Genomic DNA, 21624 nt, shown 5'->3' with positions numbered 1-21624 from the left:
AGCCGCCTTCGGCGTCTACGTTCCAGTCGCAATGACGGAATATCGTGTTTGACTGCGAGTAAAAACAAATCCTCTTCTTCTTCTTCTCTCTGCGTCCTCTGCGTCTTGGCGGTTCGTTAAAAAATATATTGAAACAAAAAAGTTTCCGGAATCAATCCGAAAACTCATACATCAAACTTCAATCGAAAAATAACCCATACCTAATACTTAATCCTTGGATCTATATAAGCATTGATAATATCAATCACAATACTAGCAACAACCACAATTGCCGCAAAAAACACCAACACTCCTTGTATCAAAGGATAATCCCGCGCATTAATCGCATCATATAACTTATTCGCCAATCCAGGCCAAGAGAAGGTAACCTCAGTTAAAATAGCCCCACCTAAAAGTGAAGCAAACGTCAAACCCATAACAGTAATCACAGGAATCAGCGCATTTTTTAAAGCGTGAGAAAACAAAATCTTTCTTTCAGGAATACCCCTTGCTCTTGCTGCTTCTACGTAATCTGCTTTCATAGTTTGCTTTAAGTTCACTCGCACAATTCGCTCAAAAATTCCACTCAGCAAAAGACCTAAAGTGATACTATGAAGCGCAAGATAATATAAAGCAGTAAAAAACTGATTCAAGTTTCCAGTCAATAAACTATCAACCGTATATAAACCAGTGATACCATGAGGGGCTGGCGTAGTTGTCGGAAAGCGCGTTCCTAAAGGAAACCAACCCAATTGGACTGCAAAAATCAATTGCAGAATCATCCCAGCCCAAAACATGGGTAAAGAATATGTGATAATCCCAAATAATCGCCCTCCAATATCTAGATAACTTCCAGGACGAGAGGCAGAAATAACACCAATTCCAATTCCAACTATGAGTGCGATCGCCATACTACAAACCGCCAATTCCACAGTTGCAGGAAAATATTGCCCAATTATTTCCCAAACAGATTGTCCACGACTCCCTATAGAAGTTCCTAAGTCTAGCTGCAGCAATTTTCCCATGTAATTCAAATACTGTAACCATATTGGAAGGTTCAAACCCAGTTTCGCTCGCAATTCTTCCTTCGCACTTTCTGGCGCACGTCCACCAATAATCGCATCAACTGGATCTCCTGGTGTTGCGCGTAGTAAAAGAAATACGACTGTTGTTACAGTCAATAGCATCAATGGAGCTAAAAGTACACGGACGATTATGTAATATTGTAAAGCTTTGGATCTAGACATAATTATATGTTGCACCTAATCGATGACTTAAGCGCGAATAAATTTCCGGGCTTGAAGAGGACAGGAAAATAATTTAGTCCATTTCAATGGACTTGGTATTATCAGCAAGGAAATTTATTTCCTTGCGGGTGACTCATGACTATTTTTTGATTCTTTTATAAATCAGATTTTGAGTTGGATCAATTTGCACATCACTGACTCCCTTGCGAGCAAATACATAATCTTTGCTTTGCCATAAGGGAACATATGGAACATCAGTTGCTATTTGTGCTTGAATCGTTGCAAAAATTTTCTTACGTATTTCAGGATTTTGTTCCTGACGTTGGTCTGCAATCAATTTATTCATAGTCTCACTATAGTAAAATGAACCCTGAGTTTGGCTTCCCCCCTTTTCGCATCCCTTCGCGTCTGATCCTTTATCGCAACCCAAAAACGGTTGAATATAATTATCTGCATCTATAAAGTCTGGATACCAATCTAGCAAAGCAGTGGGATAAAAACTCCTAGGTATAGCTTTAAAGAAGGTAGCACCGTCTACAACGTTGAGTTCAAATTGCAACATTCCATCCATATATTTATCGGCATAAGCTTTGAGTAGCTGTGCTGCTAAACTGCGAGGAGCAGAACTGGAAGGATACCAAACTGGTAGCTTGACTGGATTTTATTTGGAGAAACCAGCAGAAGTTAACAATTGTTTAGCTTTGTCTACATTGCCATCACCGTATTTATCTTTAAATAATGGTTGGGAAACGTCAAGCGTTGTCGGTATCATGCTGTACAAGGGACTGCCTTGACCTAATAGAACACGCTCAGTCATCAGTGAACGATCAACCATTGAAGCTATGGCTTGTCGAACTTCTGGCTTATCCAACGGTTTTTGATTCCGATTTAAAACCAAGTAACTGACTACACTACCTTGAACTGCAATCGGTTGCCAATCTTCTTTTTTAGCACTTTGTTGTAAGCTGCGAATTTGATCTGGTTCTAAAGCGAGGTAAGCAACATCAACTGCACCTGTGCTAAAGGAATTATATAAATTTGCTGGACTACTTAAAATTTGCAAATTAATGCCTTTGTTGGCTGGTTTTTCTCCCCAATATTTATCAAACACATCAAATTGTAAGGAATCTGTGCCATACCGTGCTAATTTATATGGACCAGTACCAATAAAGATATTTGGCTTAAATTTATCTGTACCAATTTCATAAGCTTTGGGGGAAACTGGACAAAAAGCCGAAAACGCTAACAGTGATGGAAACGCTGCAAAGGGTTTTTTCAGTTGTATGGTTAACTCATACTCACTCGTTGCTTTTACTGAAGCGACTACATCTGATAATAAAAAAGAAGGTTTCCCACCATTTTTGATAAAGCGTTCCAGACTAAACGCCATTGCTTTGGCGTCAAAAGGAGTTCCGTCATGAAATATAACTCCTTGGCGTAGAGGGATTGTGTAAGTCAAACTATCTTGACTGACTTTGGGTAAAGCTGTGGCTAACTGAGGTTTAATTTCTGTGCTTCCTGGTTCATAGGCGTAAAGGCGATCGCTCATGTTGTACACTAACCCAAGCGATCGCAATTCATAAGCATCAGCCGGATCAAGAGTACGAGGATTAAGCGTCGTACCTATAGTAATGCGACCATCGCCTGTTGAGGCATTAACCGTACCAGATGTTGTCGTAGCCTGTTGGCTCCTGGAACAACTAGCCACCAAAACTAAACACAAACAAAGTAAACAAAAGAATTTAGTAATTCGACTCCACTGTCTTGCGGACAAGGAAAACCTGGTCATAACTTGAATATTTTTAAGCTTAGTGGTCAAGCATTATACTATTTTTTTGGCAATCTGCCGATAAAAAATTCAAATTTTAGGAGAAAACCTGCTCATCTTGTGAGTTTTGAGTTCTTGCGAGTCTTGCGAGTCAACTTTTATAAGTTTATTTAAGTCCTACCATGAGAATAAAAAAATTAGACCAATATATAGAATTTCATGTTCCTGAATAACAGAAAAAAAATTATTTGATTAAACATATAAACAGTGCCCAAATTTGTTTTAAATTTAAACTATACCAGGGCAAACATTTGTTAAGCTTTTCTCGTATCTTAAAAGCTTTACATTAGGGTTTGTCTACGTGCATCCCAATGCAGGAAAAAAATTCTTAGCTTCAGGGAAACCGACTGGCACCCTAAATGCCAATCGAGAATAAGTAGATTTTAAGTCTAATAGCGAGACTAAAGAGTGTGAAATACTTCTTCCTATCCGACGGTTGGACAGTTGGCAGAGTGTGGGCATCTGATGGACTTTGGCAGATGGCTGCATGGCGACGCCAACCAGACATTCAGCGCATGAATATCTGTCTAGTAGAACAAGACGAAGTGTTATGGCTTTATCAGGTTGAAGATGTCGTTTTAACTGTGGAAGTGAAGCCGACAACACAACTAGAAGTCAGTAAATCTGGTCAAGCCATAGGTCAAGTTGTCCTCAAACGGTTGATGAGTGCTGAACAGGTTATTGAACGCTTGGGAACAGCCTCGGCTAGATGTCATCTGCAAGATATTAAATCTATGGTTTAGTTTCAGCGATCACGAAGGTTACACCGGATCAAGGGGATAAAAATGAGCGAATGCGTGAATTTTCTTATCCCCTGCTCTTTTTATCCTCAAAACGTACGTAGTTTGAGACACCCTTAAGCTACGTATATGCTGATGTTGACACGCTTGCAAACAGCTCCATCAAACGTTACACTTTTTTAAACATTCTCATTTTTCACTTGGCCATGGCGACTCTTTGGGATGAAAACTCCCCAAATGTGTAAAAATTGCCAAATCAACCACACTGTCTCATTTATAAGACAAAGCTGTGGGATAATTTCGGCTGTGGCAATAACAAAAACTGAAAAATTGCATTGCTTTGTAAACATAAATCATCGAGGAGGAGCGTAGTCGATGGGACTACCCTGGTACCGAGTACATACAGTTGTTCTGAATGATCCAGGGCGACTGATTTCTGTACATTTGATGCATACAGCCTTGGTGGCAGGCTGGGCTGGTTCAATGGCTTTGTACGAACTAGCCATTTATGACCCTAGCGACGCAGTACTCAACCCGATGTGGCGTCAAGGTATGTTCGTGCTGCCCTTTCTGGCACGCTTAGGCGTAACGCAATCTTGGGGCGGTTGGAACGTTACCGGCGATCCATCAACCGATCCTGGTTTTTGGTCATTTGAAGGCGTAGCTGCTGCCCACATCGTTCTTTCCGGTTTGCTGTTCTTAGCTGCCGTTTGGCACTGGGTTTTCTGGGATTTGGAGTTGTTCCAAGACGGACGCACTGGTGAACCCGCTCTTGACCTGCCAAAGATGTTTGGCATTCACCTGTTCTTATCTGGTCTACTGTGCTTTGGTTTTGGTGCTTTCCACGTCACAGGATTATTTGGACCTGGAATATGGGTCTCTGATGCCTACGGCTTAACAGGGCATGTCCAAGGAGTCGCACCAGAGTGGGGACCAGACGGTTTTAACCCGTTTAACCCTGGTGGTATCGCGGCTCACCACATTGCAGCAGGTATTGTAGGTATTATTGCAGGTTTATTCCACCTATCAGTAAGACCCCCCGAAAGGCTCTATAAAGCTCTGCGGATGGGTAATATCGAAACTGTGCTGTCCAGCAGTATCGCTGCTGTCTTCTTTGCAGCGTTCGTTGTTGCTGGCACCATGTGGTACGGAAACGCCGCCACACCAATCGAACTGTTTGGACCTACCCGCTATCAGTGGGATCAATATTACTTCCAGCACGAGATTGATCGCCGCGTGCAAGGTAGTCTTGCTGAAGGTGCAAGCCTTTCTGATGCTTGGGCACAAATACCGGAAAAACTCGCGTTCTACGATTACGTCGGCAATAGCCCTGCAAAAGGCGGTCTATTCCGTACAGGTCCAATGAATAGGGGTGATGGTATTGCCCAATCTTGGCAAGGTCACGCCGTATTCAAAGATTCTGAAGGTCGTGAGTTGACCGTGCGTCGCCTACCCAACTTCTTTGAAACCTTCCCAGTGATTTTGACCGACAGTGATGGTATTATCCGTGCTGATATTCCTTTCCGTCGAGCAGAATCCAAATATAGCTTTGAACAAACAGGTGTTACCGCGAGCTTTTACGGTGGTGACTTAGACGGTCAAACCTTCACAGAACCAGCTGATGTGAAGAAATATGCTCGTAAGGCTCAAGGCGGCGAAATCTTTGAATTTGACAAAGAAACCCTAAACTCTGATGGTGTGTTCCGCACCAGTCCTAGAGGTTGGTTTACATTTGGACACGCTGTCTTTGCACTGTTGTTCTTCTTTGGTCATATCTGGCATGGCTCTCGAACTATCTACCGAGATGTCTTTGCTGGTGTTGAGGCGGATCTCGAAGAACAAGTTGAATGGGGTCTGTTCCAGAAAGTGGGTGACAAAACAACCCGCCGTGCGGAACCTCTCTAAACTTTGTAATGAAAAGTTAAGAATGGTCTAATCAGAGGAACTATGGACTGGCGACTGGGAACGGGAAAAATTCTTCCTCATCCCCAATTTCTAAGTTTCAATTCCCTAGACCATTCTTTCTTGTAACTTGGTACACTAATAATAGTGGGAAAATAGGCAGGAACTATAGCTATGGAAAGCGTTGCGTACATCCTAGTTTTAACCTTGGCGATCGGAACTCTCTTCTTTGCGATCGCCTTCCGCGAACCTCCTCGCATTCAAAAGAAAGAAGAAAAATAAATCACCATTATCTATCCACCGATAAGGTGTAAAGTGCTATAAATGTGAGGGCGCATCTAGAATTGCGCCCTTTCTGCACAAAAAAGAGTGTATGGAAGTATTATTGATAAGTAATTATTAACGAAAACAAAAGAGTAGAGTATTTATGGTATGATGTACGATCTGGAAGGTAATGTATTCAGATCCACTTTTCTGCGCTAGGATGAAAAATGATGTAGGTGTGGAATGCCTATTCGGCTCTTGCATTACATCGCTAGGAGGCAAAACCTTTACGGAGAAAAATAACCGGGAAACAATCAGCATGGTCAATCAGAAATTAATGGCTCCTGAAATTGGATTTACTCACGATGATTTCGCTGCTCTGTTGGACAAGTACGATTATCATTTTAGCCCAGGTGATATAGTACCAGGAACAGTATTCAGCATAGAGCCGCGCGGCGCTCTGATTGACATAGGTGCAAAAACAGCTGCATATATACCTATACAAGAATTGTCTATCAACCGGGTGGATAGCCCGGAAGAAGTATTACAATCCAACGAAACAAGAGAATTTTTCATCCTGACCGATGAAAACGAAGATGGTCAACTGACGCTATCCATTCGCCGTATTGAATACATGCGGGCTTGGGAACGGGTACGACAGTTGCAAGCAGAAGATGCGACTGTTCGTTCTGGTGTTTTTGCCACTAATCGTGGTGGAGCTTTGGTGCGGATAGAAGGCTTACGTGGATTTATTCCCGGATCTCATATTAGCACACGCAAACCAAAAGAAGAATTGGTTGGCGAAGAACTACCATTGAAGTTCTTAGAGGTAGACGAAGAGCGTAACCGCCTTGTATTATCTCACCGTCGTGCGCTGGTTGAGCGCAAGATGAACCGCCTAGAAGTTGGTGAGGTCGTGATTGGTACTGTACGCGGTATCAAGCCTTACGGTGCCTTTATTGATATTGGCGGTGTGAGCGGTCTACTCCACATTAGCGAAATTTCCCACGAGCATATAGATACGCCTCATAGTGTCTTTAATGTCAATGATGAAGTCAAAGTCATGATCATTGACTTGGATGCAGAACGTGGTCGTATCTCCTTGTCTACCAAACAACTGGAACCTGAACCAGGTGACATGATTAAAAATCGCGATTTGGTTTATGACAAGGCAGAAGAAATGGCTGTTAGGTATCGCGAACAGTTGCTAGCTAAACAGCAAGGTGCTACTACTGTGAGTGCTCCATCAGATGAAGCCGCTGAAACTAGCGCTGAAGAAATACCACCAGCAGTTGAACCAGTTGAACCAGTTGAAGTTGAAGCACCTCAAGCAGTTGAACCAGTTGAAGTTGAAGCAGTTGAAGAGGAAATACCAGCAGCTATTGAAGAGTAATGCATTTGCCGTTGTGGTTGGATACAGCGGCTATTTAGTAAAGCTTATAAATAAAGCTTAAAAAAAATACTGGATGAAGAGGGAAAATCACTCTTTTTTAATAACTAATATTTGACCACAGGGGAAGTTTGTCCCCAGCTTCCAGTGAAGACAAACGTCTCAATGGACTTGCGCTGGCGTGGAGATAACTCGCGCTGTTGGTATTGTTCTGGTAGTGATTTGGATTCGCCGGGGTATCCAATAGCGATTGCCGCTACTGGCTCATACCCTTTAGGAATATTGTACAACTCCGTTCCACAACTTATGGACAAATATCTCGTCCACTTGTTGCTTCCTGTTTCAGCGACTCATAACTAATAGTGGCATCAACCACTATCCCTTTTTGTACCATCAGAACATACCGCAAATGACGTTATTCCAACATCAATTCCCACATAGCCACCTTGTACTGGAGATGGTTCTGGTCTTTGAGCTTCTACGGTCAGACTGACAAACCAACGGTCAGCTTCACGGTTGACCGTTGCAGATAAAATTCGACCATAAAATTTACCTGTATATTCTTTGGTTCGTATCTTTCCTAGTCGTGGCAATTGTACAGATTTTGTGTTGACCCGGATAGAACCAGTAAGACGAAAACCATCTGTTTGTCCCTTCTTTTTAAATTTTGGGAAGCCAACATTTCTACCAGCTTTTCTGCCAAAAGCAAAGTTCTTGAATGCTCTGTCTAAGTCGCGCAACGCTTCTTGAGGAGAGCATTTACTCACCTCATACATCCACGGGAACTCAGTTAATTTAAGCCTGTTGAGAATTTTGTGCGGAAAATTGATAAAAAATTTTTCTCTTTATAGAGATTGAGCTATTCAAATATTTTCATATATTTCTGACCCTTTTTTTCTTTTTTAAAAAAGCTCAGTATGCCCTCAACAGCATTTTTTCTATTCCCTATTCCGTATTAAGGGTTTCCTCCCCGACGAGTTAGTTCATAAATCAAATCGGATTCCTATTGTTAACAAGTTTGCGTTAATCACATGACTTGAATAAAAGTTTGAGCACATCTCATTTGCGTCAACTTGGCTTCACTCAAGGTGTGAAATCTCTGCCTACAAAACTTCAACAAGTTTTCAGGGTTTTTCCTCTATTAGTCTAGAGGAGAAAAAATGACCATATATGAGATTCAACCAATATTTAACAAAATAGGCAAATGATTATTTTCGATCCTATAACCCTGAGTGCTATTAACCATATTCTTAATACCACTTCTGTGATCAGTGTTAGCAATCAAAATCAATTAAGCTTGAGTCTCACTCAAAAGACCAAGTTGGAGTTAGCAAATAGCTCAAAAAAGTTTTCACATCTGACAAAAACGATTACCCCTATTCTCACAGCCCAAACCACCACCTCAGATAGGAGCAAATGTGGTCGTGCTCAACTACGCGATAAGTACACACAGCCGTTTGCCTGCGACAGTATTTGGAATATGCCAATTGGAGCAAACGCGCAATATGTTGATGCTCAGATCAGCTCAACGCGCGTTGGAGTTGATACAGATTGGTTCATCATCACCCAACAAAGTGATCCAGCTGTGCCAACTTATATGCCTGACTCATGGGGTCCGGGTCGCTGCACTGGCTTTGGGCCGCAGCAGCAAGCGCAGTGGCATCCCGAAGCGGGTGAGCCGTTGAAGGTTCCTTACAATCTGATCATTGAGGATGCAAAGGAATACTTTACGCCAAATAACTCCTCAGCGTTCCTAAAGCCTGATGGCAGAACATTGGTGTCTTTTAACGTGACTACCCGTTGTTACCAGGGTGCTCCACTTTACGGCGTTTGGTTTGGAGAGCAAGACATTTACGGCGATGGCATTTACGGTGGACATGGTGGCTCAGGGATGTCGAGCATTGGTGGTAGCATTCGCAAAGGTGAGTTGTTGAACAACAAGCCTATCCGTCACGCACTCAAGATCGATATCTGGGGTAAGTGGCTGCATTATAATCCTTCATCGTCAACTCCTGGTTACCGCTGGCCAGCTCGTCTGGCTGATAGTAATGCAGCAAACCAATATCAGGGGTCTAATCCCGCGCTGGTTTTAGGTTCGTTGCTAGCAATTCCACCTGATATCACAGCCAAGAGTTTGGGACTGACCTCTAAAGCAGGTAAAAAAATCTTCCAAGCCATGCAAGACTACGGCGCTTACGTTGTTGATGATGCGGGTTGGGACTACAATTACCTTTGCGTTGAGCGAAGTGCTGAGCAAGAGTACGAAGCAGTGACCGGATATCACATGGATGGAGATACAGCGTTCCAAGCGGACTTCGCCAAAATTATTGCTGCGGTGAAGGTAGTGGACAATAACGAACCGAACAGCATTGGTGGAGGTGGTACACCACGCCAACCTTTGGCACCACCAATTAAAAATTAGAAGCGAGCAGTCCTAGAGCAACCGAGGAGGGCTAACACATACCCTCTTCGCAGTTATCAGTTACCAGTTACCAGTTATCAGTGTTCACTGTTTTAACAACTATTAAGTAGGATTACCGCATCTTAACAGACGGAGATCACGACAGTTATAAAGATTAAAAATGCTTAACATTTCGTTACGATTGAAACATCACATCAACAGAGGTCAAACAAAACCTCTGTAAGTTGAAATCAAAGGTGAAAGGTATGAATGGGACTATTCGCGTTGGCAATCTCTTCGGGATTCCCTTCTATATCCATCCGTCTTGGTTTTTAATCCTGTTCCTAGTGACTTTAAGCTACAGCGGTGGACTAGCAGCACAATTTCCTCAATTAAGTGGTGGATTAGCTTTGCCACTGGGATTGCTGACAGCAGTATTGTTATTTTCTTCGGTTGTCGCCCATGAATTAGGACATAGCTTTGTCGCTATTCGTCAAGGAATAGATGTAAAATCAATTACACTATTCATATTTGGTGGGTTGGCAAGCTTAGAAAGAGAATCGAAAACTCCAGCGGAAGCTTTTTGGGTTGCAGTTGCAGGTCCTTTAGTTAGCCTAGTGCTATTCGGGATACTGACAGCTATCGGTTTTGTAGCTACTCCAACAGGGCCATTGGCAGCAATCATTGGACTACTGGCTTCTATTAACTTGGCATTAGCTCTATTTAACCTTATTCCGGGCTTGCCTCTAGATGGTGGAAATATACTGAAAGCTCTTGTTTGGAAAGTAACAGGTAATCCATATAAAGGCGTCGTTTTTGCCAGTCGAGTTGGGCAAATCTTTGGTTGGATAGCTGTAGCCTCTGGTTTACTTCCAGTACTATTGTTTGGTAGCTTTGCTAACATCTGGAATTTGTTAATTGGTTTCTTCTTAGTGCGAAATGCTGGGAATGCAGCTCAGTTTGCTAAAGTACAAGAACAATTGACTGGTTTAACAGCAGCCGATGCAGTCACACTGGATAGTCCAACTGTGTCTGCGAGCCTAACCCTGAGAGAGTTTGCTGACGAGCGTATTTTGAATGGTCAAAACTGGCATCGCTTCTTGGTGACTGATGAAAGTGGACAATTGGTAGGAGCAATATCTGTTCAAGATTTGCGAACTGTCTCCACAGCACTTTGGTCAGAAACTCAAGTACGAGAAGTTATGCGACCAGTCCAACACGTCGTCACTGTCCAATCTGACAAACCCTTGTTGGAAGTGATGCAGCTTTTAGAACAACAGAAGTTATCTGCACTTGCCGTAATTTGTGACAATGGCGTACTGGTCGGACTTCTAGAAAAAGCTTCAATTATCAGCCTCCTTCAAAGGAGAGTGCAAGCGAATCCTGCATAATCATGAGTTGTTTAAACAACATCGCCTTTCCTCTCCACTTTTAAAAGAAGTGGGGAGGAAAGTGTATTTACGTTTTGGTCAAGATTGGGAAACACCTGAAACAATACGGTAGTCTGTTGTTCAACAGAAGGATTGAAAATTTTTGTACCATCTTTATGACTGTCGAATATCACACCAGTAAGCTTAATAAGAAAGTCCTAAGTTTAGGCGTTCCAGCAAGAATTGCTAAGTTCAGTGCAATCAGTGTTGTCCTAGGAATATTCGCGGCTTTGCCCATTGCTTTAGCGGGGGAAGCTAAAGCGTTACAAGTACAAGTCAGTCCAGAAACTCCTAGACTTGGCGATACTATATCAGTTGTCGTGAATTTAGATAATCCAGCTAATGGTAGCAATGTCACAGTCACTAATGGTGATCAGACTTATCCAGCATATGAAATAGCACCACAACAGTATCGGGCTTTTATCCCCACCACGCCTTTGGAAAAAGCTGGAACCAGAAATGTTCAGGTTTCTTTTGAAGGTCAAGTGCAGAATTTATCCATACAAGTACGCGATCGCAAATTCCCCATACAGCGCATTAACCTACCCCCAGGAAAAGCTGGTGTGGAAGCCACAGAGTATGAACTCAAGCGTGCAGCAGAGTTTAAGGCAATACGAACACCAGAAAAGTTTTGGGATGCGGCTTTTTTGGCACCGAATAAAGGCCCGATCACAACAATTTATGGTGTTCGTCGCTATTATAATGGTAAATTCGCAAATGATTATTACCATCGCGGCGTTGATTATGCTGGGGCAGCTGGTTCGCCTGTTGTCACCCCAGCAGGAGGACGCGTTGCCTTAGTAGGTAAGGTATCTCAAGGGTTCCGAGTTCATGGTAATGTTGTTGGGATTGACCACGGGCAAGGAGTGGCAAGTATTTTTATGCATCTGAGTCGTATTAATGTTAAAGAAGGTGATATTGTCAAACCTGGTCAACTCATTGGCGCTGTGGGTGCAACTGGCGCTTCTACAGGTCCACATTTACATTGGGGACTTTATGTGAATGGAAAATCTATTGACCCTGTACCTTGGAGAGATCAAGCAGTAAAATAGTAACTATTTGCGTATTCTTTGCTCATATGTGGGCAAAATAAATAGGATTGATTGGTACCGTGCCCCCCCTTGCTTGGATGGCTAAAAAATGATGAGCGTTATGAGTATTGAAAAAATTGTGGAACAAGCTCTCCGGGATGGTTATCTAACACCAGCAATGGAAGCAGATGTTGGGCGAATCTGTGATAGCGCGAATGAACTCTCAAAACAAGAGTACATGGCGTTGGATCAGTTGATGGGCGCGCTATTGACTGGGGAAGTGGTGGCGGTACCACGCAAACAATTTATCAACGTTATGGAAGAGTTGGTACTCACAGAAGCAATATCCCGTGTAGCAGAAATTGAGGCAACTAGCGAAAGTTCTCTCGATGTTGGGGATATTGCCGCTTACGCCCTGAACCGCCTACCACCTTTGTATGCCACCACAGAAGAAGGTGCCAACTACCAGCGCCAACGTGCCAAAAAAGAACTCCAGAAATTGATTGCCCAGCGAGTCGCCGAGGCGATCGTTAGAAACTTAGACCGACCGAATGATGACAGGACGCCAGTTGGAACAAAAAATACTGGCAACGAAGTTCTGCGCCAAGTTAGTACCTTACTCCAAGCATACGCACCTCATTTTGAGCAAAAATGAGAGTAGTCACGCCCTAAGTCCTTACGGACACGCTGCGCGAACGGGCAGGGAAAAGGTTAAAGGTTAAAGGGGAAAGGGAACCACCAAACTAAAGCTCTTGGCTTGAAGTAAGGACACCGAAATTCTCACACTTTGCGTCGCACTGCGTTAGCTACGCTAACGAATTGAATCTTTTCCCCCTCCATGAAGAAAGTCGCGCAGCGCCGCGAGCGAAGCGTGGCGGTCTGGGGCTTGTACCCTTGGATCCTTCCCCTTTCCCAATCCCCACTTTCCCCCTCTTCGGTCATTCGTTATTTGTCATTCATCAAAAAGAAATGACAAATAACTCATAACTCATAACTCATCATTATTATTGACGGACTTCCACTGGTGTACCTAAACTCACCTGGTGGTAAAGTAAGCGCACATCAGGATTACGCATCCGCAAGCACCCATGGGATATTGCACTGCCCACAACCTCCTCATCTGGTGTGCCGTGAAAGCCAATTTGATTGCGTCCATCTGACCAAAAACCAATCCACCTGTCTCCTAAAGGACTATCTTCACCTGACGGAAAGACTTTGCCAGTAATTGGGTGACGCCACATAGGATTGAGTTGCTTGTGTATAATCTCGAAGGTACCAGTGGGGGTTTCCCAGCCTTTTTTCCCCACACCTATTGGGTAGCTTGCAACAACAACATCCCCATGATAAACGTAAACGCGGCGATCGCTCAAAGCAACTACCAATAAAGTCTTTCCAGATACCAACCCAAGAGATGATTTTTCTTGAGCCGAACTTTTAGCCGATAGCAAATTTGAGATATTGGACGCAATTGCATTCTGTCTTCCCTGTATCAGTTGCCACGGTTTTTCTGCTGCAAAGGCTTTCTCAGATAAAATAACGTTTCCACCTGTTTTTAACTTTGTATCAGCAGTCGTAGAACTCGTCATGTGCCAGCGGACAGCCAGAGATAGCAGTGCTGTACCAAAACAGAGCAACATCACTACACGTGTTAATAAGTCGTTTCTTACTCTCGCCATCGTCTATTCTCTTTAAGAGACCCAGCTCTTCCATTTAGCTATCAGCTTACCCTACCTTACTCTAACCTTTGATCTACTCTACCCACCATAGCCCTACCCTGTACCAACTCTTCAAAACTGGCATTCATTAAAAATCAAGAGCGAACAATAGTTATACTTATATTTTTTTTATCTTCTCATGATTTGGTTACCAAAAATTCATCAAGATTTATCAGTTTCCTCATGAATTCGTCAATACTCCCAGGCAAACTAGGTCTTAAGGACATTCCGTTACTGCTTTGACATGAACCAAATTCAGATCAGAAACTTTCCTTGGAGTGGAACTCTTCACTAAATGTAGCAATCATTAATTGGCGTGGGTGAGAGAAAAATTATGTTGGAAAAACTATTGTTAGCAGTTACGATTACTTTTTCTTTAAATCTGTTTTCGCAAGTTCACATACCCAAGCAAGCGAATGCAAATCTCAAGAATTACCAACAAGAAGCTGAAAGAGCAGCAAATATCGTGGTAACATTGCCACGGCAAGAAATTTTTTTGAAACAAAGCAAATGACCAACAAAGAATTCAAAACTCACAGAACACAAAATGCATTATTAGTCTCGTGGATTGTTGAATCTTACTGAGTTGATTTTGTTTTAACTTGTTTTTTGTTCAAACTTTGTCAAGCGTAAGTGGTCAGTTCTCAAGATCGCACAAACATAAGTAAGATTGCCCTATAGTTGTACCTCATAACAAAGAGGTGCACAAAGGTGGGTGTATTTGTAATAGACGTATGAAGTCTTTTTTTGTTCCATTATCTTTGTGTCTAGTTTAGTATACCAAGAGTGTTCCAGTCAAAAATCCGTCACTCTATCAAGTAACTTCCAACTGATTAACAGGTCTAATAGATAGGGATGATTTAAAGCCAGTGCGATCTATGAGTCAATCGATTACTGTATCCTGGTCAACAGTTGATACAAGGCTTCCAGAAACCTCAGTACAAGTTGAGAAACTCTCAAATCATGACCTAATTTTGCGTTGTCAAGCAGGATTACGCCCTGAGCGTGCTGGGTTTGCTGAGTTGTTACGTAGATATCAATCCCAGGTAGATAGAGTCTTATACCATCTAGCTCCTGATTGGCCTGACAGAGCTGATTTGGCTCAAGAGGTTTGGATTCGTGTATATCGGAATATTAACCGATTACAAGAACCATCCAAATTCCGAGGCTGGTTAAGCCGTATTGCCACCAACTTGTTTTACGATGAGTTGCGTAAGCGCAAGCGGGTTGTCAGTCCTTTGTCACTGGATGCTCCCCGTTCGGTAGACGATGGCGAGATGGATTGGGAAATTGCAGGAGATACTCCTGGACCCGAGGAAGAACTGACGACTAGAGAGTTTTATGAGCAACTACGTGAGGCGATCGCTGATTTGCCAGAAGTATTCCGTACAACAATAGTTCTGCGAGAAATCGAAGGATTGGCATATGAAGAAATTGCCGAAATTACTGGTGTTTCTCTAGGAACAGTTAAGTCGAGAATAGCTAGAGCAAGAGCGAGATTGCAATCTCAGTTGCAAAATTATTTAGATTCGTAATAACAGTTTCCATCCTTTGGTTAATGGCAGATTATGATAATTCGTTAGTATTATGAAAGAGATAGCAGAGTGCTTCTGCCAACAGGAAAAGAATTGATTAATTTCTCATCTTAGTCCGCTGTGTTTACCCGTGTAGGAATTGGTAATAATGTTAAAATGACTACTGATTCTCAGTTTGATGACCGTTCTGCCTTGCAACATCACAAAGATTTGCGAGGTGGGAATACTGAGCATACCAATGAATTAACGGGTGCTATGGATATGGTGAAGCGCGATCGCTTCGAGTTATTGAGTGCTTACCTCGATGGTGAGGTGACGGCTGCTGAACGCAAGCAAGTCGAGCGATGGCTTGCAGAAGATGCGACAGTTAAGCGTTTGCATGCGCGACTATTAAAGTTGCGACAAGGTGTACGGGCTATTCCAGTACCTGAACCACAACAGTCAGTAGAAGAAACAGTCGAGCAAGTGATGGCACGTTTGCGCCGTCGCCCTAGGCTAGTATTGATGGCTGGAGGGGCTGCTATTGCAGCTTGCATGATTAGTGCCTTTTCTGGTCTACTGACAGGTGGTGAGTCTAGGCTACTTCAATTGGCTCAAAACCAACCAACGCAGACACAATCAGTAATGTCTACTCCTGTTGTCGCCTCACCGCTTAGGGTTGCTATAAATAATCCAGTGATCCCAATTCCAAAAACAGCAGAAGCCTCTGTTGAAAATTTAGATGATAAAAAAGTAGAGCCTCAATCGCAAGATATTGAGCATGAGTTCAATATTAAAGACTATGTAAATTAAAAAGTTATGAATGATGAATTTTAAGTAAAAAATTAAGTTAAAAAAATTTAGAATTCATCATTTGTGTTTATGAGAACTACTCCACCAACCATTGGGTTGGTGGATACCTTGTAATTGAATGGCTAGCTTTTCTGTCATTATGTAAACCCAGGCATAACCAAGCAAGTGTCCTTGTAGATCCTGGGTTTCTATTTGCTTTCTGTTGTAAAGGTTTTCTGATGCGTCTCGATCAGGATGGTAACCTTCCAACTCGTCCAAAGCCGTTAACACATCTGAGTTAGTGAATGAGAGTAAATATCCGTATACGGCGTCATCTCCTGGTATCATTGCTGGATAACCCATTGGTAAGGCAAACAATTTTCCCTGTGCAACGGCTCTAGTAGTATTGACTACCTTACCAGCACAGTATCTTTGATAATTTTCTTCACCTGGTTTAAGAGTCCCGTAGACAAAAACTTTTATCACCAAGAATCTTTAATAACTCCTGAAGTTGCTAGTTACGAAAATGCGTGTTTCAAGGGTATTGGCAAAGACCGAGATTAAAACCTTGAGCAGAAATTTCTTCTTCGTCGCCACATGAATCGATTTGGGAAACTTCCCTGGTAATCAGGCCCAAAACCGTTTCAATGTAAGTCTTTTACTCATATTCTGCTTGCAATACAATACTACATTCTATTTACACTGTCAAAGATGTAGTCTATTCTGCACAAGCTGTAAAATTTTGCCAATTCTCCCAATATTATAAATGTAACGATTTAAATTGGGGGAGTGGATGTGCCAAAAGCTGGCATGAGAATCAGACAACTAGCCCACGAACGTAGAAGTAAAGCTTTAGCATGCTTTGGAGGGGCATTTAGTTTAGTTGTCTCTCCCTTTTTGATTTTGTTACTGATATCAATCCCGTCGCGATTGGGAATATTGGTTGTGCTTGGCTGCTGGGTTGGTGCAGCTTTGCTTTACCAACAGGGGCAAAAGTTGTGGATCAAAGCCAATCAAGCAGACCAAGGTGCCCACGGAGAAGAAGAGGTAGCGCGACTGTTAAAACCTCTGGAACGCCAAGGCTGGATAATTGAATACAATGTTCCGCTGAAGCGCTGGGGTGATGCGGATGTATTTTTGTGTTCCCCTAAAAGCAATTATTTTGTAATAGATGTCAAAAGTAACAAAGGCAGAATATTTTTTGATGGTGCTATGCTGAAGCGAGGCTACGGCAAGCAGGTTCATGATTTTTACGGGAAAAACTTGTTACAAGCAGTTAAAGGTCAAGCAAGTGCTTTAAAAGATATGAAGCGCGTGAGTTTTGTGCAACCAATCATTTGTTTTACACAGGCAAATCTAGAGAAAATCAAGCAGAACAAGCAAATTAATGGTGTATATGTAGTTAATGCAGTAAATTTATTAAGTTTATTGACGTCAGCACCAAAGAAATTGACAAAATATAGCTAGTTTAACAACTGGTTGAATGGTTCCAACCATACAAGGACTTACCCTTTATCAAGTTGAGAATCTCGCTGCAAGTTTCTTCTGGTGTCTTGCCTTTGGTGTATAGCGTGAACTTCGCAAGCTCATAGTTTGAGGCGTGTCTGATGAAGTGTTCGTTGATGTTTGGTTTATCATCTGGCACATACTTATTGCGCTCATTAAGGATCTGCACCGACTCATATTCGTTGGGTGATCGAAGTAAAAGAACAACATTAGGATACGGTGCTAGAGCTTGCTGAACTCGTTGGAATAAAACAGCGTCCTCATACACGGAATGACCAGCCCCAAAATCAATGATGCATTGGTTATGTTCGGATAGCAGCCTTTCAACAGCATAGGCTTCAAATGGCTTCCAATACTGGTAGACTCCCCAGAACCCCTCAGTTTCTCGTTTATGCTTTGCTAGTTCCTCGTCATAGCCGATCGCTTTGTAGTAGTCCCACCGTCGCTCATCCATCGAGTATTGTGGAAGACTGAGCCTGTGAGCTAGAAGCGCCCCAATCGTAGTTTTGCCAGTACCAATCGGACCAATGAGAATGATGTCTGATTTCATGTTCTTCTATTGTCAGCCACAGAACCGCTGCCAACACCATCGCTTTAATATGCGCGGATCGCAGTGCCGTCACGGTAACTCTAGAGTATGCCACAATAGCGAAACAGAAGCGACTATTAAATTCAGTTAGGAGTTCTCGTTGTGGAGTCCCGATATAACCCAGCAGCAATTGAGGAAAAATGGCAAAAAACATGGACTGAACAAGGCTTAGATAAAACTATTACAGATAGCAATAAGCCAAAATACTACGCGTTGTCCATGTTCCCTTATCCTTCGGGCAGCCTGCACATGGGTCACGTCCGTAATTATACGATTACTGATGTAATTGCTCGCATCAAACGGATGCAAGGTTATCGGGTACTACATCCTATGGGTTGGGATGCTTTTGGCTTACCAGCAGAAAACGCCGCGATTGATAGAGGAATACCGCCGGCGAAGTGGACGTATGAAAATATGGCTCAGATGCAGCAACAATTAAAGCGTCTTGGCTTGTCCATTGATTGGGATTGCGAACTTGCCACGTGTTCGCCTGATTATTATAAGTGGACGCAATGGATTTTCTTGCAATTTTTAAAAGCGGGGTTGGCTTACCAAGAAGAAGCTGCTGTAAACTGGGACCCAATTGACCAAACTGTCGTGGCAAATGAGCAAGTTGACGGCGAAGGACGTTCCTGGCGTAGTGGTGCCAAAGTTGAACGCAAACTCTTGCGGCAGTGGTTTTTAAAAATTACTGATTACGCTGAAGAATTGTTGAATGACCTCAACAAATTACCAGGTTGGCCAGAACGCGTCAAGTTGATGCAGGCAAACTGGATTGGTAAATCCACAGGGGCTTACTTGGAATTTCCCATTGTTGGGATGGAAGAAAAAATCGGCGTGTATACCACACGTCCAGATACAGTTTTTGGCGTTAGCTACGTTGTGTTAGCGCCAGAACATCCTTTGACAAAGCGCGTCGCGACACAAGAACGAGAAGCAGAAGTAGAAGCTTTTATTCAAGAGGTTTCCAATCAAAGCGAGTTGGAACGCACCGCTGAAGATAAACCCAAGCGCGGAATTCCCACTGGGGGTAAAGCAATAAACCCGTTTACTGGAGAAGAAATTCCTATCTGGATTGCTGATTACGTGTTGTACGAGTACGGTACGGGCGCAGTGATGGGCGTTCCCGCACACGACGCACGAGATTTTAAGTTTGCCAAGGAACAGAATCTGCCTATTAAAGTGGTGATTGTACCACAGGCAGAAGCAGATAAGGATTCTACTCCACAAGCGGCATATACAGAACCAGGAATTGTGGTTAATTCCGGTCAATTTGATGGCATAACTTCCACAGATGCTAAGAGTGCGATCGTGGAATACGCTGAAAAACAAAGTTTTGGCAAAGCACGCGTACAGTATCGCTTGCGGGATTGGTTGATTTCACGGCAAAGATACTGGGGCGCACCCATTCCAGTGATTCACTGTCCGAACTGTGGCACAGTACCAGTTCCTGAAGAAGATTTGCCAGTGCAGTTGCCAGAAAATGTTGAATTTTCTGGACGCGGACCTTCACCCTTGGCTAAATTGGAAAATTGGGTGAATGTGCCTTGCCCAACTTGTGGTACTCCGGCAAAGCGGGAAACTGACACGATGGATACCTTTATTGATTCCTCGTGGTACTTCTTGCGCTTTACCGATGCTAAAAATGAGCAACAGGTTTTTGATTCCGCGAAGACAAATGACTGGATGCCAGTGGATCAATATGTAGGTGGTATTGAACACGCGATTTTGCACTTGTTGTATTCGCGGTTCTTTACAAAAGTATTGCGAGACAGAGGTTTGTTGAATTTTGATGAACCTTTCCAACGCCTGTTGACTCAAGGCATGGTGCAGGGTTTAACTTATTTAAATCCTAACAAGTCTGGAAAAGATAAATGGATTCCTTCCTATCTTGTTAGTAATCCAAATGACCCTCGCGATCCGCAAACAGGTGAATTATTGCAACGCCTTTACGCCACCATGTCTAAGTCTAAGGGCAACGGTGTCGCACCAGAAGAAGTTATCAGCAAATATGGTGTGGACACTGCCCGGATGTTCATCTTGTTCAAAGCGCCCCCAGAAAAAGACTTGGAATGGGATGAAGCTGATGTGGAAGGACAATTCCGCTTCTTGAACAGGGTTTGGCGATTGGTTACTGATTTTACCCCCCAGCCTAGAAAAGTTAGCAATCGGCAAACTCAATTGAGTAAAGCAGAAAAAGACTTGCGGCGGGCAATTCACATTGCTATCAAAGAAGCTACGGAAGATATGGAAGGTGAATATCAATTCAATACGGCGGTATCAGAATTGATGAAGTTGAGTAACGCTTTGGCTGACGCTAGCTGCAAAGAGTCACCGATTTATGCAGAAGGTATTGAGACTTTGGTGGTGTTGCTGGCACCTTTTGCACCTCACATTTCTGAAGAATTGTGGCAGCAATTGGGTCATAACGAATCAGTCCACAAACAAGCTTGGATCAAGTATGATGAATCTGCCTTAGTTGCTGATGAAATCACTTTGGTGATTCAAGTCAACGGCAAAAAGCGTGCAGATCTTCAAGTTCCGGCACAAGCAGATAAAGCAGAGTTGGAAAAGTATGCTCGTGAGTCAGAAATTGTTCAGCGTTTTATTGAGGGTAAGGAAATTAAAAAGGTGATTGTGGTGCCAGGAAAGTTAGTAAATTTTGTCCTTGGTTAAAGGGTTTTTCTCATTGACGAAATGAAGAAAAGGAAGAAGGTAATATCTTTGTTGCCTTCTTTTTTATTTGTGCTTTTTTAGGCGATCGCATAGTTCATATCGTGATTCAGCAACGTCTGAAATCTGATAAAGTTGATGTCAATAATTTGGTTCTATCGACCAAATGCACCAACACCGTAGTAACAAGGATTATCACTGCAACTAGCCATATTAACCCGAATTCGATAGGCTCCACTATAGTTCGGATTTATACCAATGGCAGGAGTATCATCATTGTCCGAATCAGAAGCAATTAGATTTCCAGCACTATCATAAAGTCCAATATCTAAATCTCGACAATCTCTGTCGCACACTCCAATTATGGCGTATGGTGTACCTGCACGCAGATTAATTGTAATATTATGAGAACGACCGTGGGCGAGTGAATCGACAACAGGTTCATGAGTTAAAGTCAAATTGTGGAAACCAGCAGATCTTGCTGCTCGTATTAGTTGGCTACGAATATCATTAACATATTGGCTATTATCAGCACGGACTGCGGTAGGTGCAAGGAAACAGGTAGCCGAAATAGCAGCGAGTGTTGCAAGTGCTTTGGTTTTGAGTGTTTTATTTAACATTGG

At 42.8% G+C, this 21624-nt stretch carries 20 protein-coding genes and 1 pseudogene; 13 read left to right on the top strand and 8 right to left on the bottom strand.

All coding sequences use genetic code 11. From position 1 onward, the window contains the following. Positions 1-200: 200 nt before the first annotated feature. Together AC5590_RS19220 and AC5590_RS19215 are read right to left on the bottom strand one after the other, a co-directional pair. Complete coding sequence (locus AC5590_RS19220; protein ID WP_169265087.1) at positions 201-1226, bottom strand: ABC transporter permease; 1026 nt, start codon at positions 1224-1226, stop codon at positions 201-203. A gap of 139 nt (positions 1227-1365) precedes the next feature. Beyond that, positions 1366-3015 (bottom strand): annotated as a pseudogene (locus AC5590_RS19215) (ABC transporter substrate-binding protein). A 449-nt stretch (positions 3016-3464) separates the two neighbouring features. On the opposite strand from AC5590_RS19215, the gene AC5590_RS19210 reads away from it, so the two are divergent. The 4 genes from AC5590_RS19210 (at position 3465) to AC5590_RS19195 (ending at position 7353) form a co-directional block, all read left to right on the top strand. Then, positions 3465-3797, top strand: coding sequence for a hypothetical protein (locus tag AC5590_RS19210; protein WP_169265086.1), 333 nt, complete (start codon positions 3465-3467; stop codon positions 3795-3797). 372 nt (positions 3798-4169) lie between these two features. After that, entirely contained in the window at positions 4170-5699 is a 1530-nt protein-coding gene (psbB, locus tag AC5590_RS19205) for a photosystem II chlorophyll-binding protein CP47 (RefSeq protein WP_169265085.1), read from the top strand. A 171-nt stretch (positions 5700-5870) separates the two neighbouring features. Next, on the top strand, positions 5871-5978 hold the full coding sequence (locus AC5590_RS19200; RefSeq protein WP_169265084.1) for a photosystem II reaction center protein T: 108 nt from the start codon (positions 5871-5873) through the stop codon (positions 5976-5978). Positions 5979-6279: 301 nt separating this feature from the next. Then, a complete protein-coding gene (locus AC5590_RS19195) occupies positions 6280-7353 on the top strand; it encodes a 30S ribosomal protein S1 (protein WP_169265095.1) in 1074 nt (357 codons plus the stop codon). 104 nt (positions 7354-7457) lie between these two features. On the opposite strand, the gene AC5590_RS19190 is transcribed toward AC5590_RS19195, so the two are convergent. Continuing rightward, positions 7458-7664, bottom strand: coding sequence for a nitroreductase family protein (locus AC5590_RS19190; RefSeq protein WP_246162614.1), 207 nt, complete (start codon positions 7662-7664; stop codon positions 7458-7460). A gap of 54 nt (positions 7665-7718) precedes the next feature. Then, a complete protein-coding gene (locus AC5590_RS19185; RefSeq protein ID WP_211178432.1) occupies positions 7719-8117 on the bottom strand; it encodes an RNA-guided endonuclease InsQ/TnpB family protein in 399 nt (132 codons plus the stop codon). Positions 8118-8554: 437 nt separating this feature from the next. Here AC5590_RS19185 and AC5590_RS19180 point away from each other — a divergent pair, with 437 nt between their 5' ends. From AC5590_RS19180 to AC5590_RS19165, 4 genes are all read left to right on the top strand, one after another. Continuing rightward, positions 8555-9772, top strand: a complete 1218-nt coding sequence (locus tag AC5590_RS19180) for a hypothetical protein (RefSeq protein WP_169265083.1) — start codon at positions 8555-8557, stop codon at positions 9770-9772. A 245-nt stretch (positions 9773-10017) separates the two neighbouring features. Beyond that, positions 10018-11142 carry a site-2 protease family protein gene (locus AC5590_RS19175; protein WP_169265082.1) on the top strand — a complete coding sequence of 375 codons (1125 nt, stop codon included), beginning with the start codon at positions 10018-10020 and terminating at the stop codon, positions 11140-11142. Positions 11143-11297: 155 nt separating this feature from the next. Further along, complete coding sequence (locus tag AC5590_RS19170; RefSeq protein WP_169265081.1) at positions 11298-12233, top strand: M23 family metallopeptidase; 936 nt, start codon at positions 11298-11300, stop codon at positions 12231-12233. 100 nt (positions 12234-12333) lie between these two features. After that, positions 12334-12867: a late competence development ComFB family protein gene (locus AC5590_RS19165; protein WP_169265080.1), complete on the top strand. Its 534-nt coding sequence runs from the start codon at positions 12334-12336 to the stop codon at positions 12865-12867. Between the two features lie 349 nt (positions 12868-13216). On the opposite strand, the gene AC5590_RS19160 is transcribed toward AC5590_RS19165, so the two are convergent. After that, positions 13217-13888, bottom strand: a complete 672-nt coding sequence (locus AC5590_RS19160; protein WP_169265079.1) for a L,D-transpeptidase — start codon at positions 13886-13888, stop codon at positions 13217-13219. A gap of 373 nt (positions 13889-14261) precedes the next feature. Between AC5590_RS19160 and AC5590_RS19155 the strand changes: the two genes are divergently transcribed. The 3 genes from AC5590_RS19155 (at position 14262) to AC5590_RS19145 (ending at position 16254) form a co-directional block, all read left to right on the top strand. Then, positions 14262-14441: a QAALIT motif small membrane protein gene (locus AC5590_RS19155; protein ID WP_169265078.1), complete on the top strand. Its 180-nt coding sequence runs from the start codon at positions 14262-14264 to the stop codon at positions 14439-14441. Positions 14442-14805: 364 nt separating this feature from the next. After that, a complete protein-coding gene (locus AC5590_RS19150; RefSeq protein WP_169265077.1) occupies positions 14806-15462 on the top strand; it encodes a sigma-70 family RNA polymerase sigma factor in 657 nt (218 codons plus the stop codon). 156 nt (positions 15463-15618) lie between these two features. Then, positions 15619-16254, top strand: coding sequence for an anti-sigma factor family protein (locus AC5590_RS19145; protein ID WP_169265076.1), 636 nt, complete (start codon positions 15619-15621; stop codon positions 16252-16254). 57 nt (positions 16255-16311) lie between these two features. Here AC5590_RS19145 and AC5590_RS19140 read toward each other — a convergent pair whose 3' ends face one another. Then, a complete protein-coding gene (locus tag AC5590_RS19140) occupies positions 16312-16716 on the bottom strand; it encodes a gamma-glutamylcyclotransferase (protein WP_169265094.1) in 405 nt (134 codons plus the stop codon). A 327-nt stretch (positions 16717-17043) separates the two neighbouring features. Here AC5590_RS19140 and AC5590_RS19135 point away from each other — a divergent pair, with 327 nt between their 5' ends. Then, on the top strand, positions 17044-17700 hold the full coding sequence (locus AC5590_RS19135) for a nuclease-related domain-containing protein (RefSeq protein ID WP_169265075.1): 657 nt from the start codon (positions 17044-17046) through the stop codon (positions 17698-17700). A gap of 1 nt (position 17701) precedes the next feature. On the opposite strand, the gene AC5590_RS19130 is transcribed toward AC5590_RS19135, so the two are convergent. After that, the gene (locus tag AC5590_RS19130) at positions 17702-18289 is read right to left on the bottom strand and encodes a shikimate kinase (protein WP_169265074.1); all 588 of its coding nucleotides are present in this window, start codon (positions 18287-18289) and stop codon (positions 17702-17704) included. A gap of 141 nt (positions 18290-18430) precedes the next feature. On the opposite strand from AC5590_RS19130, the gene leuS reads away from it, so the two are divergent. Beyond that, on the top strand, positions 18431-21004 hold the full coding sequence (leuS, locus tag AC5590_RS19125) for a leucine--tRNA ligase (protein WP_169265073.1): 2574 nt from the start codon (positions 18431-18433) through the stop codon (positions 21002-21004). Positions 21005-21156: 152 nt separating this feature from the next. Here the strand turns inward: leuS and AC5590_RS19120 are convergent, their stop codons facing one another. Further along, positions 21157-21621: a hypothetical protein gene (locus tag AC5590_RS19120; RefSeq protein WP_169265072.1), complete on the bottom strand. Its 465-nt coding sequence runs from the start codon at positions 21619-21621 to the stop codon at positions 21157-21159. Positions 21622-21624: the final 3 nt, after the last annotated feature.

Origin of the sequence: Brasilonema octagenarum UFV-OR1, from assembly GCF_963888615.1 — a bacterium.
Lineage (GTDB): Bacteria > Cyanobacteriota > Cyanobacteriia > Cyanobacteriales > Nostocaceae > Brasilonema > Brasilonema sennae.
This window is presented reverse-complemented; position numbering and strand designations above follow the sequence as displayed.